Below are 18,073 nucleotides of genomic sequence, written 5' to 3' on the forward strand. Positions count from 1 at the left end.
GCTGCAAGGCCTGATCGACAAGAGCCAGGAAACCGTCAACGGTACCGTCAAGCTCAAGCTGTACAAGGGCACCATCCTGGTCGTGGGCCGCGAGTCCAAGACCGACAGCCTGTTCGACGCCAAGATCTCGACCTTCGACGACGACGGCGGCGCCTACAACCAGGCAGACGCTGCCGGCTTCATCAAGCTGAACGCCCTGCGTCTGCGCATCGGTGCCAATGTGAAGGCGGCTCGTGCGGCTTCGGCCAAGCCAGCTCGTAAAACTGCCGGCAAGGTGGCTGCCAAGAAGGGCGCTGCGAAGCCTGCTGCGAAGAAGGTTGTGGCCAAGAAGGCTGCCAAGTAACTTTCGGAGACACGAACATGACCACCACCTCCCTGTCTGGCAGCGTTGCGACGCAAGCCAATGTGTACTTTGACGGCAAGTGCGTCTCGCACACCGTGACCCTGGCTGACGGCACCCGCAAGTCGGTTGGCGTGATCCTGCCCGCTGCGCTGACCTTCAATACCGGCGCCCCCGAGATCATGGAAACCGTCGCAGGCCGTTGCAGCATCTTGCTCAAGGGCGAGACCGAATGGAAGAGCTACGGCCCAGGCGAAAGCTACAACGTGCCTGGCAATTCCTCGTTCGAGATCAAGGTGGAAGGCGAGCCTTACCACTACATCTGCCACTTCGGTTGATGCGGGCTTGATGCCAAAGAAAAAGCCTCCTGGTTCAGGAGGCTTTTTTCATGGGTGCGGGCGAGGTCATTCAACACCGAGGCGGTGTCATCAGAACTTGGGCTCCGGCATGTCTTCCATCCTGGCTGGTTGGCAATCCATGGCGATGGTGCCCAGTGAATCGTCATTGAAATCCAGCAGATCACCTTCAAGCCCGCCAGTCTGGCGATCCACCGAGATGCGGATGGTGGCCAGGCGCTTCAGGTTGGGCTGCCAGACAACCCAGCTGCCACTCATCCAGTCACGGTAGAAGTGGGCACCTGGCTGGGGCAGCTTGTAGACCATGGAATAGGCCATCGGTGAGGCCTTGTACCGCAGCCGTTCACCCACAGGCAGCACATTGGAGCGCTGGATCAGGGCGGTTTCATTGCTGTCCCGCATGGCCAGATCCAGCGTGGCCGATTTGGCCTTGCCATTGGCGCTGAGCTTGCCGGTGCAACTCAGGAACAGGTTGAATTCAGCAGCCGAGGCCTGTGCACCGATGCACAGCACCACAGTGGCGGCTGCCATTTGAATGAGACGGCGCATGGCTGTCCTCCTGTGTGGATGCTGCCCGGCTGATACGCACGTTCAAGTGCCATCAGCCTGGGGCTTCATCGGTTTTCTTATTTTTTCTTGGCGGGCTTGCTTGGCGCGGGTGCCGGTTTGGCATCCAGTTCCTTGGAGGCGGCTGTTTCGCCACCTTGCACGCCCAGTCGGCCGCCCGTACCCAGGCCACCCTTGACTGTCTGGGCCTTGTACTTGCGCAGGGCCTTGACCATCTGGTTGAACGAGTCGGCAAACGCCGCCACGATCACTTTGCCTTGCGGCGTCTTGGAGTAGCCACCACCACCGCCAAAGCCGCCGCCGCCAAAGGCTGCGCCGAACATGCCGAAGTCGAAGTTCTTGGCGGTGCCTTCTGCCGCAGAGATCTGCACGCCAGAGCGGTTGTCGATCAGCAGCAAGGTGGTGGAGGCCTCATTGCGGCCCACGCTGCCGGCGATCACGCCCAGCATGCCCAGTGCACCGCCGCCGCCGAAGGCGCTGCCGCCTCCGGTCTTGCCGGAGAACTGGATGGCGGGGCTCATGGTGTAGTCAGCCGCCACCATCTGGCCCTTCTGGAAGTTGCTGCCGGCACGGCTCTCATCGCCACGGGCGAACTCACGCTCGCGCATCATGTTGTTGAGGCTCTTGCCGCGCTCCACGATCACGAAGCAGTTGCTTTGCTGGATCATCAGGCGCAGCACGGGGATGGTCGAGCCCAGTTGGTGGTCACGCAACTGGTAGTACCAAGGCGCCGTGGTGTCTTCCTCGATGGCCAGGGTGCCCAGCGTTTCAGGGCAGTTTTCGAGTTGCGAGTTCTGGCCTTCAGCACTTTCGCCGCCAGCGGCACCGCTCACCACACCTTTGTTTTCGCCCAGCGTTGGGGCGGTGGAGCCGCAACCGGCCAGCATGGCTGAAGCCAGGGCAGCAGTCAGCAGGGAGAACGACCAGCGCGACATGACGCGGTCTTGGGTATCAGAACGCATGAGCAGACCTCCGTGAATCAATCCGCAAAGTATAGGGCGACGCGAATCGCTCGCCTCTCCCTAGCAAGAGTGGTCGTTCGGATCAGACCACAACAGGTTCGGGCTCCAGCCGAATCCCAAAACGCCCGTACACGCTCTCCTGGATCGCCCGGGCCAGGGTGACCACTTCGGCCCCGCTGGCACCGCCACGGTTGACCAGTACCAGCGCCTGGCGCTCATAGACACCGGCACGGCCAATGGACTTGCCTTTCCAGCCGCAGGCATCGATCAGCCAGCCGGCGGCGAGCTTGAAGGTGCCATCGTCCATGGGATAGTGCACGATTTCGGGGTCTCGGCCGATGATGTCGCGGCATTGCTCGGCCGTGACCACCGGGTTCTTGAAGAAGCTGCCAGCATTGCCGATCACGGCGGGGTCCGGCAGTTTGGCGCGGCGCACTTCGCAGATCCAGTCAAAAATCTGGCGTGCGTCCGGTTTGATATTGGCCGTTTCGGCGATCTTGCGTTCCAGCTCGATATAGCCCAGCACGGGCTGCCAGGGGCGGGGCAGGCGCAGGCGCACCTTGGTGATCACGCTCTTGCCGCCCAGGTGTTGCTTGAACACGCTGTCGCGGTAGCCAAAGCTGCATTGCTGGGCGTTGAGCGTGACGGTGCGGCCCGTGATCATGTCCACCGCATCCAGCGATTCAAAGCGGTCTTTCAGCTCGACCCCGTAGGCGCCGATGTTCTGCACCGGCGCCGCGCCCACCGTACCGGGGATCAGCGCCATGTTCTCCAGGCCGGGCAGGCCCTGGTCCAGGCACCATTGCACCGTCTCGTGCCACGATTCTCCCGCACCGACCTCCACAATCCAGGCATCATCGCGTGTTTCCAGCAGACGCAGCCCCTTGATTTCAATCTTGAGCACGCACAGGTCCACGTCCTGTGTGAGCACGAGGTTGCTGCCGCCACCCAGGATGAACTTGGGCGCACGGCCCAGTTCCGGGTCGTTGACCACCTTCTTCACGTCGGCTTCCGAGCCGATCCGCACCAGCACCTTGGCGTTGGATGGCAGGCCAAAGGTGTTGAAAGCGCGAAGGCTCGCCCCCCTTTCGATCACGAGGGAAGAGGGGGGTAGAGCGGCAGGCGGCGTGTGCATGGCAGAATTTTCGCAGACAAAGGAGAAATACATGCCCACTTTTGACACCGTCCTCGATCCCAATCTGGTTGAAGTTCGCAATGCGGTAGACCAGACCATCAAGGAAATCGGTACCCGTTTCGATTTCAAAGGCACCAGTGCCTCGATCGAATTCAAGGAAAAGGACAAGGAAATCACAGTCCTGGGCGACAGCGATTTCCAGCTCGACCAGGTGCGCGACATCCTCAACAACAAGCTGACCAAGCGCCAGGTCGACATCCGCTTCCTCGACATCGGCAAGGCCGAGAAGATCGGCGGCGACAAGGTCAAGCAGGTCATCAAGCTCAAGGCTGGCATCGAGGCCGAACTGGCCAAGAAGATCACCAAGCTCATCAAGGACAGCAAGCTCAAGGTCAATGCCAGCATCCAGGGCGACACGGTCCGTGTGCAAGGCGCCAAGCGTGATGATCTGCAGGCGGCCATGGCCTTGATGAAGAAGGACCTGACGGAAGCGCCGTTGACCTTCAACAACTTCCGCGACTGATTGCCTGGAAGTCGTTCATGATGCAGCCGATCAATAAACAGGGGGACTCGGCGGTGAAAGCAGCAACTTCCAGACTGAAGATGGGCCTGGCCTGCGCGGCGCTGGTCATGCAAGGGCAGGCCTTTGCCCAGAGCGTGGCCATGACAGGCGGCATGGGCCACAAGGCCTTGCTGGTCATCAACGGTGGTGCACCTAAAGCCATGGCCGCTGGTGATGCTGCGCAGGGCGTCAAGGTCGTGAGCGTTGGGGCCGAGCAGGCTGTGGTAGAGGTGGCCGGCAAGCGTCAGACCGTGCGTCTGGGCGAAGCGCCCGTGAGCATTGGGGGGCGCTCAGGTGGGGGTGCGTCGGGCACGCAGATCGTGCTGTCGGCAGGCCCAGGTGGCCACTTCATCACGCAGGGCTCGATCAATGGCAAGGCCACGCAGTTCATGGTGGACACGGGCGCGACCTCGGTGGCCATGGGGCAGGACGAGGCCCGGCGCATGGGCATCAAGTTCGAGGACGGTGCGCAAATCCACGGCAGTACCGCCAATGGTCGTGTGGTGGCTTACCGCGTGAACCTGACGTCGCTCCGGATCCAGGATGTCGAGGTGTTCAATGTGGAGGCGGCTGTGTTGCCGCAGCCCATGCCCCACATCTTGTTGGGCAACACGTTCTTGACGCGCTTTCAGATGAGGCGCGATAACGACACCCTCACCTTGACCAAGCGGTTCTGATTCGCCCTCCCCTGGTCAGCGGGTGATCATGCGGCGAACTGCTTGCGCTGGCCCTGCTGTTGCCGGGCGCGCGCCTCCAGTTGAGCCAGTTCCACGGGGTCATGCGCACAAAACAGCGTGACTTCGTGGCCATGATGTTGTTTGAGTTCCCGCAAACGCAACTGATTGGCCACACGGCTGGCGCCATCCATTTGTACCAGGCTCTGGAACACGCGCAGGCCCAGAGGGCAGTCGGGATCATCCAGGTCCATTTCGCCGCGGAAGAAATAGGCATCGCCACAGTGCAGCAGCCAGCCGTCTTCACTTCTCACGGCGACACCGCAATGCCCTTGCGTATGGCCTGTCAGGGGCACCAGCAGCACCTCCTCGTCGGTGCCGGGCAGGGCGCGAATGGCCTCAAAGCCCATCCAGCGCTCGCCCTCCACGGTATGAGGTGACCACTGTGGCCCGTGCGCCCATTGTTCGGGGATGTAGCGGCCTTGTTCCTTCAGGCTGGCGCGTGTCATGGCCGCCTGCAACTCCTTGGCATAGACGTGCACCTCAGCCTGCGGGAAGTCGCTCAAAGCGCCAACGTGATCCAGATCCAGATGGGTGGGGATGATGTGGCGCACATCGCGCGGGTCCAGGCCCAAGTCCCGAATTTGATGCAGCGCCGTCTCGCTCATCAGCAACCGGGGACGGACCACTGCATTGAAGCCCATGCCCAGGCGGCGCGGGTTGGCCACGTCAGCCGTGCCCAGACCGGTGTCCACCAGGATCAGCCCGTCCTTGCCCTCGATCAGCAGGCAGTGGCAGCACATGTGTGCCGGGGCCAGCCAGCCACCCTCGCCATTGAGCAAGCGGCGCCCTAACGGACACATGGAACCGCAGTTGAGGTGGTGCACTTTCATCTGGAAACCCTTCAGGCTGATGGCTGCGCAGGCATGATGGCAGCACAATGTCGGTTTGGCCAGACCTCGGCCACCTCTCAGAGATTTTGCTTTTTTACCATGCCACCACGTTCCCGTTTGCCCGCCGGTCATGAGCACCTGGATCAGATTCTGTTTGCCCAGGGCTTTGGCGCCCGCCGCGAGTGCGAGGGGCTGGTGCTGCATGGTCTGGTGCAGGTCAATGGTGAGATCGTGACCGATCCGGATGCCGTCTTCCCTGAAGATCTGCTTGAACTGGTGGTGGACGGCATGCCCTGGATCACGCACGTCAAGGCCCTGATCGTGCTGAACAAGCCCGCCGGGTACGAGTGTTCGCTCAAACCGGGCGCATGGCCCGGCGTGCACAACCTGCTGCCCGTGCCTTTGCGCCGCCGTGGCCTGCAGCCTGTGGGGCGTCTGGACCAGGACACCACCGGCCTGCTGCTCATGACCGATGACGGCCCCTTGTTGCACAAGCTCACCTCACCCAAGCACCACGTGCCCAAGGTCTACGAAGTGACCTGCAAACACCCGGTCACCCAGGCCATGTGCGACAAGTTGCTCAAAGGCGTGGTGCTGGATGACGACCCCTTGCCCGTCAAGGCGGACGCGGCCGAGGCGGTGGGGGAGGGCGAGACCTTTCATTTGCGCCTGACGCTTCTGCAAGGCAAGTACCATCAGGTCAAGCGCATGGTGGCGGCCGTCAGCAACCGCGTGGAGGCACTGCATCGCAGCCAGATCGGTCAGCTGACTTTGTCAGACGATCTGGCCCCTGGGCAGTGGCGCTGGCTGGATGATCCCAAACTCGTGCTGCCCTGATCAGGTCTTGTTGTATCAGGCGGACGCGGCTTCAGGGCGCAATCGGTCAATGAACACCGACAGCTGCTTGTAGGCGGCGCGGCCGCTGAGGCCCATGTCCTCGAACTCGCCTTCAGCCAGGGCCTGGCACAGTGTTTCGGCACCGATCAACAAGGCGGCGATCAACTCGTCGTCCTGCAGTTGGGGGTTCCAGCGCTTGACTTGCTGGATCTGCTTGAGCCTGCAGGCCGCGCGTGCCTGCCGAACTTCGGGCGTGGTCGGGGCCAGTTGCTGCAAGCTGCGTTTGAACAGGGCAAAGCTGCGAAAGTTCTGCACAAAGGCTTCGGCGATGTCCTGGCTGCTGGTCTGCTCGGTCAGCATGCCGTCGAGCTGGTTCAGTTCCGCGTCCGTCCAGGCTTCGAACACCTGGATGAACACCTCCAGCTTGTCCTTGTACCAACGGTAGAAGGTCTGAGGCGCAAAGCCTGCGCGGTGGGCGATGCGGTTGGATGTGGTGTGCTCGTAGCCAAACTCCACGAACTCGGCCCCCGCTGCCTGCAGCAACATGGTCTTGGCATCCTGACCTGAGGCCGTGTCCTGTTTGGACGGGCGCCCAGTGCGGCGGCGTGGTGGGGCGATCTCACTCATCATGCGGGAAAGGTTTGTGTCAGCCATTGTTGCAGGGCTTGATGAACCTTGTCCTTGCCCAACTCGCGCAGCAGGTCGTGTTTCAGCCCTGGGAAAGCCTGCATGGTGGACAGATCCATGGGCAGGGCCTTCATGAAGCGCTCACAGCCCTCCCGCATGACCAGCCGATCTTCCGGTGCGTAGAGCATCAAGGTCGGGATCGTCCAACTGGCGGCCCGGCGTTGCACGATGGGCCCCTGGCCTGCCAGGAACAGGGCCACACGGGGCGTGATCTTTTTGTGCGCCAGTGGGTCCTGGTTTATTTCCTCGATCACGACCGGATCGGAGTTGAGCCATTCCGGCTTGAACGCCACCGGTACCGCCACATCCAGGATCAGGCGCCCCATGGTGGAGAGCAGCGCTTTTTGCACCAGGCTCATGCTCGGTTGCAGCGCGGGGGCCGACAGGATCAGGCCATCGAGCGGGCGCGCCCAGTTGATGTCTTCACGCGGCAGGGCCTGTGCGCAAGCAAAGCGCGCAGCCAATGCGCCGCCCAAGCTGTGGCCCAGCAACACCCGAGGCAGGCCAGGGTAGTGCAAGTTGATCAGGTCCAGAACGGTGGCCAGATCGTGCAGGAAGTCGTCATCGTGCTTGACGGCACCACGCGGGCCCTCTGACAGTCCATTGCCTCGCAAATCCGGCGCGACCACACTCCACCCGACCTCATTGAGGCGCTGCGCCGTTACTGCATAACGCTGCCCATGCTCCGACAAGCCATGCAGCAATACGACCACACCTTGGGGTGCAGCCACGGGCCAGTGCGACAGGTGGAGTTTCAGTCCGTCGCGCGCCAGAGCATGCGACGGGAATAGCTGGTGAGACATCGGGGCGCAGTCTACGACACGCCGGGCGTTTCCCAATATGGACCACGCCGAACTAGTCGGGTGGCCCTCCCTCATTTTTGAATTAATGTGATTTTAATATCACTTTTATGTTGGCAAACCGATGCAGTGCCCTTTGCCCCCTTGGTGAGGGGGATCGCCGGGCATAATTTGGGCCTATGCAAGTCTTTCGTGGTTTCAACCATGCGGCGCTGGCCCCAGCCTGCGCGCTGACCATCGGCAATTTCGATGGGGTGCACCGGGGGCATCAGGCCATGCTGGCCCTGTTGCGCAATGAAGCGCAGCACCGTGGTGTTCCCGCCACCGTGCTGACCTTCGAGCCGCACCCGCGTGACTATTTCGCCCAACTGGCCGGCAAGCCCGAGATCGCGCCTGCGCGCATCGCGACCTTGCGCGACAAGCTCTCCGAGCTGGAACGTTGCGGGGTGGATCAGGTGGTCATCCTGCGTTTCGATCGCCACTTCGCCAGCCAAAGCCCGGACGACTTCATCGACAAGGTGCTGGTCAAGGGCCTGAACGCGCGTTACGTGCTGGTGGGCGATGACTTCCGTTTTGGCGCCAAACGTGCTGGCGACTACAAGCTGCTGGATGCCGCCGGCAATGACCGTGGTTTTGATGTGGCCCGCATGATGAGCTATGAGGTGCACGGCGTGCGCGTGTCGTCTTCGGTGGTGCGCGATGCCATGGCGGCCGGTGACATGGCCCGCGTCGAGCAGATGCTGGGGCGCCCCTACACCGTCAGCGGCCACGTGGTGCATGGCGCCAAGCTGGGCCGCAGCCTGGATTGCCGCACGCTCAACGTGCGTTTCGGGCACGAAAAACCGGCCACCACGGGCATCTTCGTGGTCCGCACCCATGGCCTGGCTGAGCACCCGATTGAAGGCGTGGCCAGCCTGGGCGTGCGCCCCACGGTGGAAGACGCCGGGCGGGTTCTTTTGGAGGTTCATTGTTTCGAATGGCCCGCCAATCTGGGCACCGAAGGGGGCTACGGTAAAATCGTGCGCGTGGAACTCCTGCACAAACTCCGAGATGAAGCCCGTTACGACGGGCTGGACGCGTTGCAGGCTGCCATCCACAAGGACATCGCCGATGCGAAGTCCTTCTTCCAGGCGCAGCGCCGTCAGACCACGCGCGACCGAATTTGACGCTCACCGTCTGACCGAACCCAAGCCTGGCCGCTTTCCCCGCCGTTGCTGACAGCGAGCGTGGTGCGCGGCTCACCTGATTCCCAGGAACCCGATGGCAACGGGGCCATGTTTGGCCGCCCTGTCGTGTTCCTTTGCCGAGAACGATCATGAGTCAAGACAAGAAGCCCACTGCCTCCGCCAACACCACAGGTGAGGGCCAAAGCCAGTACCGCGCCACGCTGAACATGCCCGACACGCCCTTCCCGATGCGGGGCGACTTGCCCAAGCGCGAGCCGGGCTGGGTGGCCGAGTGGGAAAAGACAGGCCTGTACGACAAGCTGCGTGCCGCCCGTCAAGGCGCACCGAAGTTCGTGCTGCACGACGGCCCGCCCTACGCCAACGGCAACATCCACATCGGCCACGCCGTCAACAAGGTCCTCAAGGACATGATTGTCAAGGCGCGCCAGCTCAAGGGCATGGACGCCATCTACGTGCCTGGCTGGGACTGCCACGGCCTGCCCATCGAGAACCAGATCGAAAAAACCTTCGGCCGCAACCTCTCTCGCGATGACGTGCAGGCCAAGGCCCGTGTCTATGCCGCCGAGCAGATCGACGGCCAACGCACCGACTTCAAGCGCCTGGGCGTGCTGGCCGATTGGGCCCATCCCTATCGCACCATGGACTTCGGCAACGAAGCCAACGAGATCCGCGCCCTGAAAAAGATCATGGAGCGCGGCTACGTTTACCGTGGCCTCAAGCCGGTGTACTGGTGCTTTGACTGCGGCTCTTCGCTGGCCGAGTTCGAGATCGAATACGCCGACAAGAAGTCCCAGACGCTGGATGTGGCCTTCCTGAGCGCTGAGCCTGCCGCACTGGCAGCCGCCTTCGGCTTGAGCACACTCAGCAAAGATGCCTTCGCCGTGATCTGGACGACCACCGCCTGGACCATCCCCGCCAACCAGGCCCTGAACGTACACGCCGAGCTGAGCTACGCGCTGGTTGACACGCCCAAGGGCCTGCTGGTGCTGGCGGAATCGCTGGTGGAAAAGGCCGTGGCCCGCTATGGCTTTGAAGCCGATGACTGCAAGGTCATCGCCACGACAACCGGCGCCAAACTCGAAGGCCTGAAGTTCAAGCACCCGCTGGCCCATGTGGACAAGGGCTATGACCGTGAATCGCCGGTGTATCTGGCCGAGTACGTCAGTGCTGAAGACGGCACCGGCATCGTGCACGCCGCGCCTGCCTATGGTGTGGACGACTTCAATTCCTGCATCGCCCACGGCCTGAAGTTCGACGACATCCTCAACCCCGTGCAGGGCAATGGCGTCTACGAAGCCGATCTGCCCTTGTTCGGCGGTCAGCACATCTGGAAGGCCGCCCCGGTGGTGCTGGAGACCCTGCGTGAGCACGGCCGCCTGCTGGCCACCAAGGACATCGTCCACAGCTATCCGCACTGCTGGCGCCACAAGACCCCGGTGATCTTCCGTGCCGCCGCGCAATGGTTCGTGCGCATGGACGAGGGGCAGGGCGTGTTCGCCTCCAACCCGGCCGACAAGACCCTGCGCCAGACCGCACTGGACGCCATCGACCACACCACCTTCTACCCGGAGAACGGCCGCACCCGCCTGCGCGACATGATCGCCAACCGCCCTGACTGGTGCATCAGCCGTCAGCGCAACTGGGGCGTGCCATTGCCTTTCTTCCTGCACAAGGTCACAGGCGAGCTGCACCCGCAGACCATGGCCTTCATGGACAAGGCTGCGGACCTGGTTGAGGCTGGCGGCGTGGAAGCCTGGTCCAAGCTGGATCCGGCCGAATGGCTGGGTGCCGAGGCAGCCGAGTACAGCAAGTCCACAGACATCCTGGACGTGTGGTTTGACTCAGGCACCTCCTTCTTCCACGTGCTCAACCCGGCGCAAGGCAGCCACCCGACGGCCGGCCACGACGAACTGCACGAAGCCGACCTGTACCTGGAAGGCCATGACCAGCACCGCGGCTGGTTCCACAGCTCGCTGCTGGCCGCTTGCGCCATCTATGGCCGCGCCCCCTACAAGGGCCTGCTGACCCACGGCTTCACCGTGGACGGCCAGGGCCGCAAGATGTCCAAGTCCGTGGGCAACACAGTGGCGCCCCAAGAGATCAGCACCAAGATGGGCGCCGAGATCATCCGCCTATGGGCTGCCTCCACCGATTACTCGGGCGACCTGGGCATCGACGACAAGATCCTCGCCCGCGTGGTGGACGGCTACCGCCGCATCCGCAACACCCTGCGTTTCCTGCTGGCCAACACGTCTGACTTCAACCCCGAAACGGACGCCGTGCCGCTGGGCGAGCTGCTGGAGATCGACCGCTATGCGCTGGCCCGTGCCTCGCAACTGCAGGAAGACATCCTGGCCCACTATGAGCGCTACGAGTTCCACCCGGTCGTGGCCAAGCTGCAGGTGTATTGCTCGGAAGACCTGGGTGCTTTCTACCTCGATGTGCTCAAGGATCGCCTCTACACCAGCGCCGCCAAGAGCCCGGCCCGCCGCGCCGCGCAGACTGCGCTGTGGCACATCACGAACGGCATGCTGCGCTGGATGGCGCCGTTCCTGAGCTTCACGGCCGAAGAGGCGTGGAAGGTCTTCAACGGCGGCCAGAACAAGGGCGACACGATCTTCACCGAAACCTACTGGGACTTCCACGAGGCGGACAAGGACACAGAGTTGCTGGCCAAGTGGTCGCGCATCCGCGCCTTCCGTGAAGAGTGCAACCGCCAGATCGAAGAAGTCCGCACCCGTGGTGAAGTGGGCGCTTCACTGCAGGCCAATCTGTTCGTCACGATCAACGCCGATGACCAGCGCCTGCTGGCCGATCTGCGCAGCCTGGGCGATGACCTCAAGTTCGTGTTGATCGTCTCCAGCATCGAGTTGGCTGAAGGCCACGCCACACAGATCGAAGTCAACCCGTCCAAGGCCGTGAAGTGCGAGCGCTGCTGGCACTACCGTGACGACGTCGGCAGCAACCCCGAACACCCCACCATCTGCGGCCGTTGCGACAGCAACCTGCATGGCGAGGGTGAGCACCGCGCACACGCCTGATCTGATCGACCATGGCCACCAAAAAGTCCGCTTCCGGCACCAGCCAGGGATTGTTGCCCTGGCTGGGCATCGCCTTCATCCTGATCCTGCTGGATCAGTTCACCAAAGTGTTGATCGTGGGCTACTTCCAGTACGGCGACAGCCGTGAGGTGTGGTCCTTCTTCAATGTGGTTCGGGTGCACAACACCGGTGCGGCTTTCTCTTTCCTGGCTCATGCTGGCGGCTGGCAGCGCTGGTTCTTCGTGGGACTGGGTTTCGTCGCCACGGGCTTCATCATCTACATGCTGCGCCAGCACCATGGTCAGAAGCTGTTTGCCTGGGCCTTGTCCTTGATTCTGGGAGGCGCCATCGGCAATGTGATCGATCGCCTCATCCATGGCTATGTGGTGGACTTCCTCGACTTCCACTGGGCCTTCCTGGCGCCCATGTTCCCCGGTGGACATTTCCCGGCCTTCAACGTGGCCGACTGCGCCATCACCATCGGAGCAGCCTTGCTGATTCTGGATGAATTGCGGCGAGTTCGTCGCGGATAACGCTGGTTAATCGCATGAATGCCCTGTCGAGGACAGAGCATTTGTCCGTTTCCCCGCGTTTTCACCAGTGACGCAGATCAAATCCAGGCGTACTTTTCTCCTACCGAGGCATCCTCGAAGGAGAACTCATGGGTTCGGCTGGTCGTTTGACACATCACGTCCTGGTTTCTCGTCGCCGTACGCATCGGCGCAGGCCCACGTTGAGGCGCGCCATTCAGTGGCCAGCGCAGGCTGAATCGGCACACTCACAGTTGGATGTGCCCTCGCGCTTCCTGACGCCGATCTCCGAGGCGCCACTGGCTCCCAATATGTCGCTGGCTACGGCTGCCGGGCAGGTGGACATCGCGAGGGTGATTGACGCCAACCCCGCGGAGGAGGTTCGTCCACTGAGCGTGCTGGACATGCCGCTCACGCAACTGACCTGGCACGACCCCTTTGAATGGCTGTCGCGCGGCTGGCATGACTTCAGTCGCGCCCCGCTGATCGGCACGTTCTATGGCGCCTGTTTCGTGCTCATGGGCTGGTTGTTGTTGGCCTGCTTCCATCAGGCGCCGGAGTACACCCTGGCTCTGTCCGCAGGCTTCCTGCTGATGGGGCCCTTCTTGTGTCTGGGCCTGTATGACGTCAGCCGTCGGCTTGAGCGTGGCGAGTCTTCCAGCATGTGGTCGTCTCTCACGGCATGGCGCATCAGCAGCGGTCAGCTGGCCATCTTCGCGGGTGTACTGCTCGTCCTGGAGATGCTGTGGGGCCGCTCGGCCATGATCATGTTTGCGATCAGCTTTGATGGCATCCCCGACTTCAATGGCCCGTTGTCATCCATGATGACCGAGGAGTATCTGACCTTCTTTGCGGGCTACATCGCGGTGGGGGCCGTCTTTGCCTCGCTCATCTTTGCCATCAGCGTGATCAGCATGCCGATGATGCTCGACAAGTCGGTGGACGCCATCTCGGCCGGTCTGGCCAGCTTACGGCTCGTGAGCACGCAGACTGGCGTCATGCTGCTGTGGGGCGCGCTGATCACCCTGGTCATCGTCATGGCCATGCTGCCAGGCTTTCTGGGCTTGGTGGTGGTGGGCCCGGTGATAGGCCATGCATCCTGGCACGCCTACCGCGCTGCCACCACGCCACGCAGTTGACTCCGTTTCCGGCCAGTTGACCATGAGACCTTTGCTGGGGCGCCCGGCAGGGTGAGGGGTTAACTGGCCCTTCGCCTGTTCTAATGGCAGATTGATTGCTTATCTGACTCTGCCTTGTCGCGCCCAGCCTACCTGGAGCCCCGTACGCTCCTTTTTTTGATCCTGCCGCCGATGATGTGGGCGGGCAATGCCGTGGTCGGGCGGCTGATGGTGGGTTCGTTGCCGCCCGTGGCCATGAACGCCTTGCGCTGGCTGCTGGTGGCCTTGATGCTCATGCCCTTGTCCATGCGGATCTGGCAGGACATGGCGGCCATCCGCGCACGCTGGGCCTACCTGGCTGCCATTGGCGTGTTGGGCGTGGGCACCTACAACGCCATGCAGTATCTGGCGCTGCAGACATCGACGCCCTTGAATGTGACCCTGATCGGCGCCAGCGTGCCAGTGTGGATGATGCTGGTGGGCGCCGTGGCATACGGCCAGCGTCTGCATGGCCGGCAGTTTGCGGGCGCCTTGTTGTCGATCCTGGGCGTGGTGCTGGTGATCGCACAGGGGCAGTGGTCGGTGCTGCGCGAGGTGCAATTGGTCCCGGGTGATTTGTTGATGCTGCTGGCCAGTCTGGCCTGGGCGCTCTACAGCTGGATGCTGGCCAGGCCGCCCGCGTCCATGTTGGGCCAGGCTCGGCCTGATTGGGATTGGGCGGCCTTCCTGCAGGTCCAGGTCTTGTTTGGTGTGATCTGGGCGGGCGTCTGCGCTGCGGTTGAAGCCTTCCTGGCGGGCGGTCAGCAACCTGCCATCTGGCCCTCGAATGGCTCGACATGGGCTGCCATGGTCTTCATTGCCGTTGGGCCCTCCATCCTGGCCTACCGATGCTGGGGCCTGGGTGTGCAAGCCGTTGGCCCCACCATGGCCTCGTTCTTCGGCAACCTCACGGCCATCTTTGCCGCGCTGTGGTCAGCGCTCTTTCTGGGGCAACACCCTCGCTGGTATCACCCGGTGGCCTTGCTGCTGATCACCGCGGGCATCGTGGTGTCATCAGCGGGGCAGCCCGGCGTCAAAAACGGCGTGGGCCGCGACGAGGCTTGAACGGGGGCTGGCCGCGCCAGTAGCGCAGCATCAGCCAGCCGCCCAGCATGCCGCCCAGGTGGGCAAAGTGGGCCACACCGGACGACGTGCCCATCACGCCTTGCAGCAACTCCAGCCCGCCGAACACCGCCACGAACACCTTCGCCTTCATCGGGATCGGTGGGAACAGCGGCATGATCGTTCGGTTGGGGAACATCATGCCGAAGGCCAGCAGCAGGCCATAGATGCCCCCGGATGCGCCCACGGTGTAGTTGCTCCAGCCCGCCAGCAGCGACAGGATCAGTTGCGCGGCCGCGGCGGTCAGCACACTGGCCAGCAGGAACTCCATGTAGCGACGTGATCCCCAGACGCGTTCCAGTTCGCTGCCGAACATCCACAAGCCCATCATGTTGAAGAAGATGTGAGCCAGCGAGCCATGCAGGAAAGCGTAGCTGACCACTTGCCATGGATAGAAGAAGCCACTTTGAATCGGGTACAGCGCGAAGTAATGCGTGAGCAACCCGTTGAGCGGATCATCCAGGCAGAACATGGCAACGTTGATCAGAATCAGTGCCTGGGTAATGGGGGGCAACGGCGGCATGCTTGTTCAGCGACGGCAGTGGATGTAGGCCCACATCATAAGGGCCGGGCGCGCAAGCCTGTGACACTTGGATTCCCGCGTCAATCCCATCATTTCGATACATCTCCGGTCATTTGCCGCACCCACCTGGCACGCAACTCGCTATGGACTAGTCAAGCCTGACCACAAATCGGCGGGCAACTTGATGGAGGTCCATGGCCATGTCCGCCCACATCGTATTGACATCCCACCCGACGCGCCGGCGTGGGGGTGACGCCCAGGCGGCCATTCGTTGGGGCGCGCCGACGGCTGCCGAGCGTGGACCTCTGGTGGCCAGCGTGGCCAATCCCGGCGTCCGCAACGTGATCGGCACGCATTCCGGCGCATATTCGGTGTACCGGGCGCTGGCTGTCGCATCCGGCACCCTCAGTCGTGATCACAAGCCGGATCTGACCAACACGGCGCCGGCGGAATCCATCGGGCCGCACGCGCCCTGGTCTGACCCATCCCGGATCGTGTCCCTGGATCCCTGGGGGCATCTGGTGGCCAGCGAGTTCAAGGCGCAACTGGATGCTGGCATGGATGTGCGCCCCACGATCGCGATCACCAAGGCCCACATCAACATGCCCGAACTGGTGGCGGCCATGGCCAGCGGTCGCCTGAAGGCGGATGGCGACATCCTCAACACCAACGGTGATGTCAAGGTCACCAAAGCAGCCATTGACCCTGTCTGGTATCTGCCCGGGCTGGCTGAACGTTTCGGCATCAAGGAAAGCGCGCTGCGCCGCCATCTGTTCGAGCAGACCGCGGGCATGTTCCCTGAACTGGTGACCCGGCCGGATCTGAAGGTCTTCCTGCCGCCCATCGGGGGCATGACGCTGTACTTTTTTGGCGACGTGTCCAAACTGGGCAAGCCCGAGACCAAGGTGGCCTGCCGGGTGCATGACGAGTGCAATGGCTCTGATGTCTTCGGGTCGGACATCTGCACCTGCCGGCCTTATCTGGCGCATGGCATCGAGGTCTGCATCGAGATGGCGCAGCAAGGCGGCGTGGGCCTGTGCATCTACAACCGCAAGGAGGGCCGGGCTTTGGGCGAGGTCACCAAGTTCCTCGTTTACAACGCGCGCAAGCGCCAGAACGGTGGCGATCGTGCCGAAACCTATTTCGAGCGCACCGAATGTGTGGCGGGCGTGCAGGACATGCGCTTTCAGCAACTCATGCCGGATGTGTTCCATTGGCTGGGCATCCAGCGCATCGACAAGTGGGCCTCGATGAGCAACATGAAGCACGGCGCCTTGGTGGAGCAGGGCATTGAAGTGGTCGAGCGCGTGCCTATTCCGGATGAGTTGATTCCGGCCGACGCGCAAGTGGAGATGGATGCCAAGAAGGCGGCAGGCTATTTCTCTACGTACACGCCGGATGCGGCAGAACTGGCTCAGGCCAAGGGCCGGGGGTTGATGGAATGAGTGCCTTGCAAATGCCCCTATCGTCACTGGCCGACAGCCTGATGAGTGCACAGGCCGTGAGGCAACACAGTGCGGCCATCATGGCCTTGGCTCAAGTCGGACAGGCACGTCATTTCACGTGGCATCCCGAGCGCATGGCTTTGGTGTCGGCCTATGTCAGCAAGGTGATCAGGGAACGCTACCCGGACCTCAAAGTGCCGTATCACAGCCGTTGGCGGCACTTCGAAGCTGGTGGTGTGGATCGGTGGAGTGGCGTGGCCCAGGAGCATGGCCTGGACGCTCATTCGACCAGGCTGGAGCGTGCCCGATCCAGGGTGGATCTGGCCGTGGTCAGTGTGCTGCTCGATGCCGGTGCGGGGCCGTCCTGGCAGTACAGAGACCAGGCCAGTGCGCAGACCTTGACCCGGTCGGAGGGCCTGGGCGTGGCCAGCCTGCGCTGGTGGGCCAGTGGGGCACTGTCCAGCGACCCGCACCTGCCCTGTCGCGCCGATGCCGGTGGCCTGGAGCGTGTGCTCACCGCTGATCTGGGCCTGGCTTTCCAGGTGAGTGACACCAATCCACTGGTGGGCCTGGAAGGGCGCGCCAACTTGTTGCGGCAACTGGCGCTCGCCCTGAAGAACAGCTCGGATGTGTATGGTCGTCCGGATGCGCCGGGGTTGCTGCGGCCTGGCCACATCGTCGATACCCTGTTCCGCATGGCGCCAACCGGGCAGGTGCGTGCTGCACAGATCTTGTCCTTGTTGCTCCACACCTTGGGGCACATCTGGCCAGGGCGACACGAACTGGACGGCATCCCCCTGGGTGATTGCTGGCCGCATCCTGATGCACCGGACGGGTGGGTGCCCTTTCACAAGCTCAGCCAATGGATGACCTACTCCTTGCTGGAGCCCCTGGAAGATGCCGGGCTCAAGGTGGTGGGCCTGGATGAACTGACCGGCTTGCCCGAGTACCGCAATGGCGGTCTCTTGCTGGATCTGGGCTTGTTGCAAGCACGTGATCGTGCCTTTCACACCACACGCTGGAGCGTGGATGCCGAACCCATTGTCGAGTGGCGGGCCTTGACCGTCGCTATCCTTGATCATCTGGCTGAGGCGGTGAGAGGCGAGTTGGGCTTGACGCCCGATCAGTTCCCGCTGGCCAGGGTGCTGGAGGGGGGCAGTTGGGCTGCAGGCAGGCAGATCGCGCTGGCGAAGCGCCCTGGCGGCCCGCCCCCGATGCACCTCGACAGCGATGGCACCGTGTTTTGATCTCAGGA

General features: G+C 62.7%; 18 protein-coding genes and 1 pseudogene. 12 read left to right on the forward strand and 7 right to left on the reverse strand.

Annotated elements, in window-relative coordinates:
* Positions 1–343 (forward strand): annotated as a pseudogene (locus HY836_RS14725) (argininosuccinate synthase domain-containing protein); the annotation flags it as partial.
* A 17-nt stretch (positions 344–360) separates the two neighbouring features.
* Complete coding sequence (locus HY836_RS14730) at positions 361–678, forward strand: pyrimidine/purine nucleoside phosphorylase (RefSeq protein ID WP_290677280.1); 318 nt, start codon at positions 361–363, stop codon at positions 676–678.
* 90 nt (positions 679–768) lie between these two features.
* Here the strand turns inward: HY836_RS14730 and HY836_RS14735 are convergent, their stop codons facing one another.
* From HY836_RS14735 to murB, 3 genes are all read right to left on the reverse strand, one after another.
* Complete coding sequence (locus tag HY836_RS14735; protein WP_290677282.1) at positions 769–1,245, reverse strand: hypothetical protein; 477 nt, start codon at positions 1,243–1,245, stop codon at positions 769–771.
* A 77-nt stretch (positions 1,246–1,322) separates the two neighbouring features.
* The gene (locus HY836_RS14740) at positions 1,323–2,225 is read right to left on the reverse strand and encodes a CsgG/HfaB family protein (RefSeq protein WP_290677283.1); all 903 of its coding nucleotides are present in this window, start codon (positions 2,223–2,225) and stop codon (positions 1,323–1,325) included.
* Positions 2,226–2,307: 82 nt separating this feature from the next.
* Positions 2,308–3,360 (reverse strand): UDP-N-acetylmuramate dehydrogenase, encoded by a 1,053-nt coding sequence (gene murB / locus HY836_RS14745; RefSeq protein ID WP_290677285.1) that lies wholly within the window; start codon positions 3,358–3,360, stop codon positions 2,308–2,310.
* Between the two features lie 31 nt (positions 3,361–3,391).
* Between murB and HY836_RS14750 the strand changes: the two genes are divergently transcribed.
* Positions 3,392–3,883 (forward strand): YajQ family cyclic di-GMP-binding protein, encoded by a 492-nt coding sequence (locus HY836_RS14750; protein ID WP_290677287.1) that lies wholly within the window; start codon positions 3,392–3,394, stop codon positions 3,881–3,883.
* A gap of 17 nt (positions 3,884–3,900) precedes the next feature.
* Entirely contained in the window at positions 3,901–4,599 is a 699-nt protein-coding gene (locus HY836_RS14755; RefSeq protein ID WP_290677289.1) for a TIGR02281 family clan AA aspartic protease, read from the forward strand.
* A 26-nt stretch (positions 4,600–4,625) separates the two neighbouring features.
* Here the strand turns inward: HY836_RS14755 and HY836_RS14760 are convergent, their stop codons facing one another.
* On the reverse strand, positions 4,626–5,489 hold the full coding sequence (locus HY836_RS14760) for an MBL fold metallo-hydrolase (RefSeq protein WP_290677291.1): 864 nt from the start codon (positions 5,487–5,489) through the stop codon (positions 4,626–4,628).
* Positions 5,490–5,588: 99 nt separating this feature from the next.
* Here HY836_RS14760 and HY836_RS14765 point away from each other — a divergent pair, with 99 nt between their 5' ends.
* Positions 5,589–6,326, forward strand: a complete 738-nt coding sequence (locus HY836_RS14765; RefSeq protein ID WP_290677293.1) for a pseudouridine synthase — start codon at positions 5,589–5,591, stop codon at positions 6,324–6,326.
* Positions 6,327–6,341: 15 nt separating this feature from the next.
* Here HY836_RS14765 and HY836_RS14770 read toward each other — a convergent pair whose 3' ends face one another.
* Positions 6,342–6,953, reverse strand: a complete 612-nt coding sequence (locus HY836_RS14770) for a TetR/AcrR family transcriptional regulator (RefSeq protein ID WP_290677295.1) — start codon at positions 6,951–6,953, stop codon at positions 6,342–6,344.
* Positions 6,953–7,744 (reverse strand): alpha/beta hydrolase, encoded by a 792-nt coding sequence (locus HY836_RS14775; protein WP_290677297.1) that lies wholly within the window; start codon positions 7,742–7,744, stop codon positions 6,953–6,955. Before HY836_RS14775 ends, HY836_RS14770 begins: the two co-directional genes overlap by 1 nt.
* Before the next feature lie 248 nt (positions 7,745–7,992).
* Here HY836_RS14775 and HY836_RS14780 point away from each other — a divergent pair, with 248 nt between their 5' ends.
* The 5 genes from HY836_RS14780 to HY836_RS14800 all read left to right on the forward strand — a co-directional run bounded on the left by HY836_RS14780 (position 7,993) and on the right by HY836_RS14800 (position 14,793).
* The gene (locus tag HY836_RS14780; protein ID WP_290677299.1) at positions 7,993–8,979 is read left to right on the forward strand and encodes a bifunctional riboflavin kinase/FAD synthetase; all 987 of its coding nucleotides are present in this window, start codon (positions 7,993–7,995) and stop codon (positions 8,977–8,979) included.
* A 149-nt stretch (positions 8,980–9,128) separates the two neighbouring features.
* Positions 9,129–12,041 (forward strand): isoleucine--tRNA ligase, encoded by a 2,913-nt coding sequence (gene ileS / locus HY836_RS14785; RefSeq protein WP_290677301.1) that lies wholly within the window; start codon positions 9,129–9,131, stop codon positions 12,039–12,041.
* A gap of 11 nt (positions 12,042–12,052) precedes the next feature.
* On the forward strand, positions 12,053–12,574 hold the full coding sequence (gene lspA, locus HY836_RS14790) for a signal peptidase II (RefSeq protein WP_290677302.1): 522 nt from the start codon (positions 12,053–12,055) through the stop codon (positions 12,572–12,574).
* A 128-nt stretch (positions 12,575–12,702) separates the two neighbouring features.
* Positions 12,703–13,710, forward strand: coding sequence for a DUF2189 domain-containing protein (locus tag HY836_RS14795; protein ID WP_290677303.1), 1,008 nt, complete (start codon positions 12,703–12,705; stop codon positions 13,708–13,710).
* Positions 13,711–13,824: 114 nt separating this feature from the next.
* Positions 13,825–14,793 carry a DMT family transporter gene (locus HY836_RS14800; RefSeq protein WP_290677305.1) on the forward strand — a complete coding sequence of 323 codons (969 nt, stop codon included), beginning with the start codon at positions 13,825–13,827 and terminating at the stop codon, positions 14,791–14,793.
* On the opposite strand, the gene HY836_RS14805 is transcribed toward HY836_RS14800, so the two are convergent.
* Positions 14,762–15,373: a rhomboid family intramembrane serine protease gene (locus HY836_RS14805; RefSeq protein WP_290677308.1), complete on the reverse strand. Its 612-nt coding sequence runs from the start codon at positions 15,371–15,373 to the stop codon at positions 14,762–14,764. The two genes, HY836_RS14800 and HY836_RS14805, sit on opposite strands and share 32 nt — an antisense overlap.
* A gap of 200 nt (positions 15,374–15,573) precedes the next feature.
* On the opposite strand from HY836_RS14805, the gene HY836_RS14810 reads away from it, so the two are divergent.
* Both HY836_RS14810 and HY836_RS14815 read left to right on the forward strand, forming a co-directional pair.
* Complete coding sequence (locus HY836_RS14810; RefSeq protein WP_290677311.1) at positions 15,574–16,818, forward strand: GTP cyclohydrolase II; 1,245 nt, start codon at positions 15,574–15,576, stop codon at positions 16,816–16,818.
* A gap of 11 nt (positions 16,819–16,829) precedes the next feature.
* Positions 16,830–18,065 (forward strand): DUF1688 family protein, encoded by a 1,236-nt coding sequence (locus HY836_RS14815; protein ID WP_290677314.1) that lies wholly within the window; start codon positions 16,830–16,832, stop codon positions 18,063–18,065.
* Positions 18,066–18,073 lie beyond the last annotated feature (8 nt).

The organism is Aquabacterium sp. (assembly GCF_016234775.1).
In the GTDB taxonomy this organism is placed as follows: Bacteria; Pseudomonadota; Gammaproteobacteria; order Burkholderiales; family Burkholderiaceae_C; genus Aquabacterium.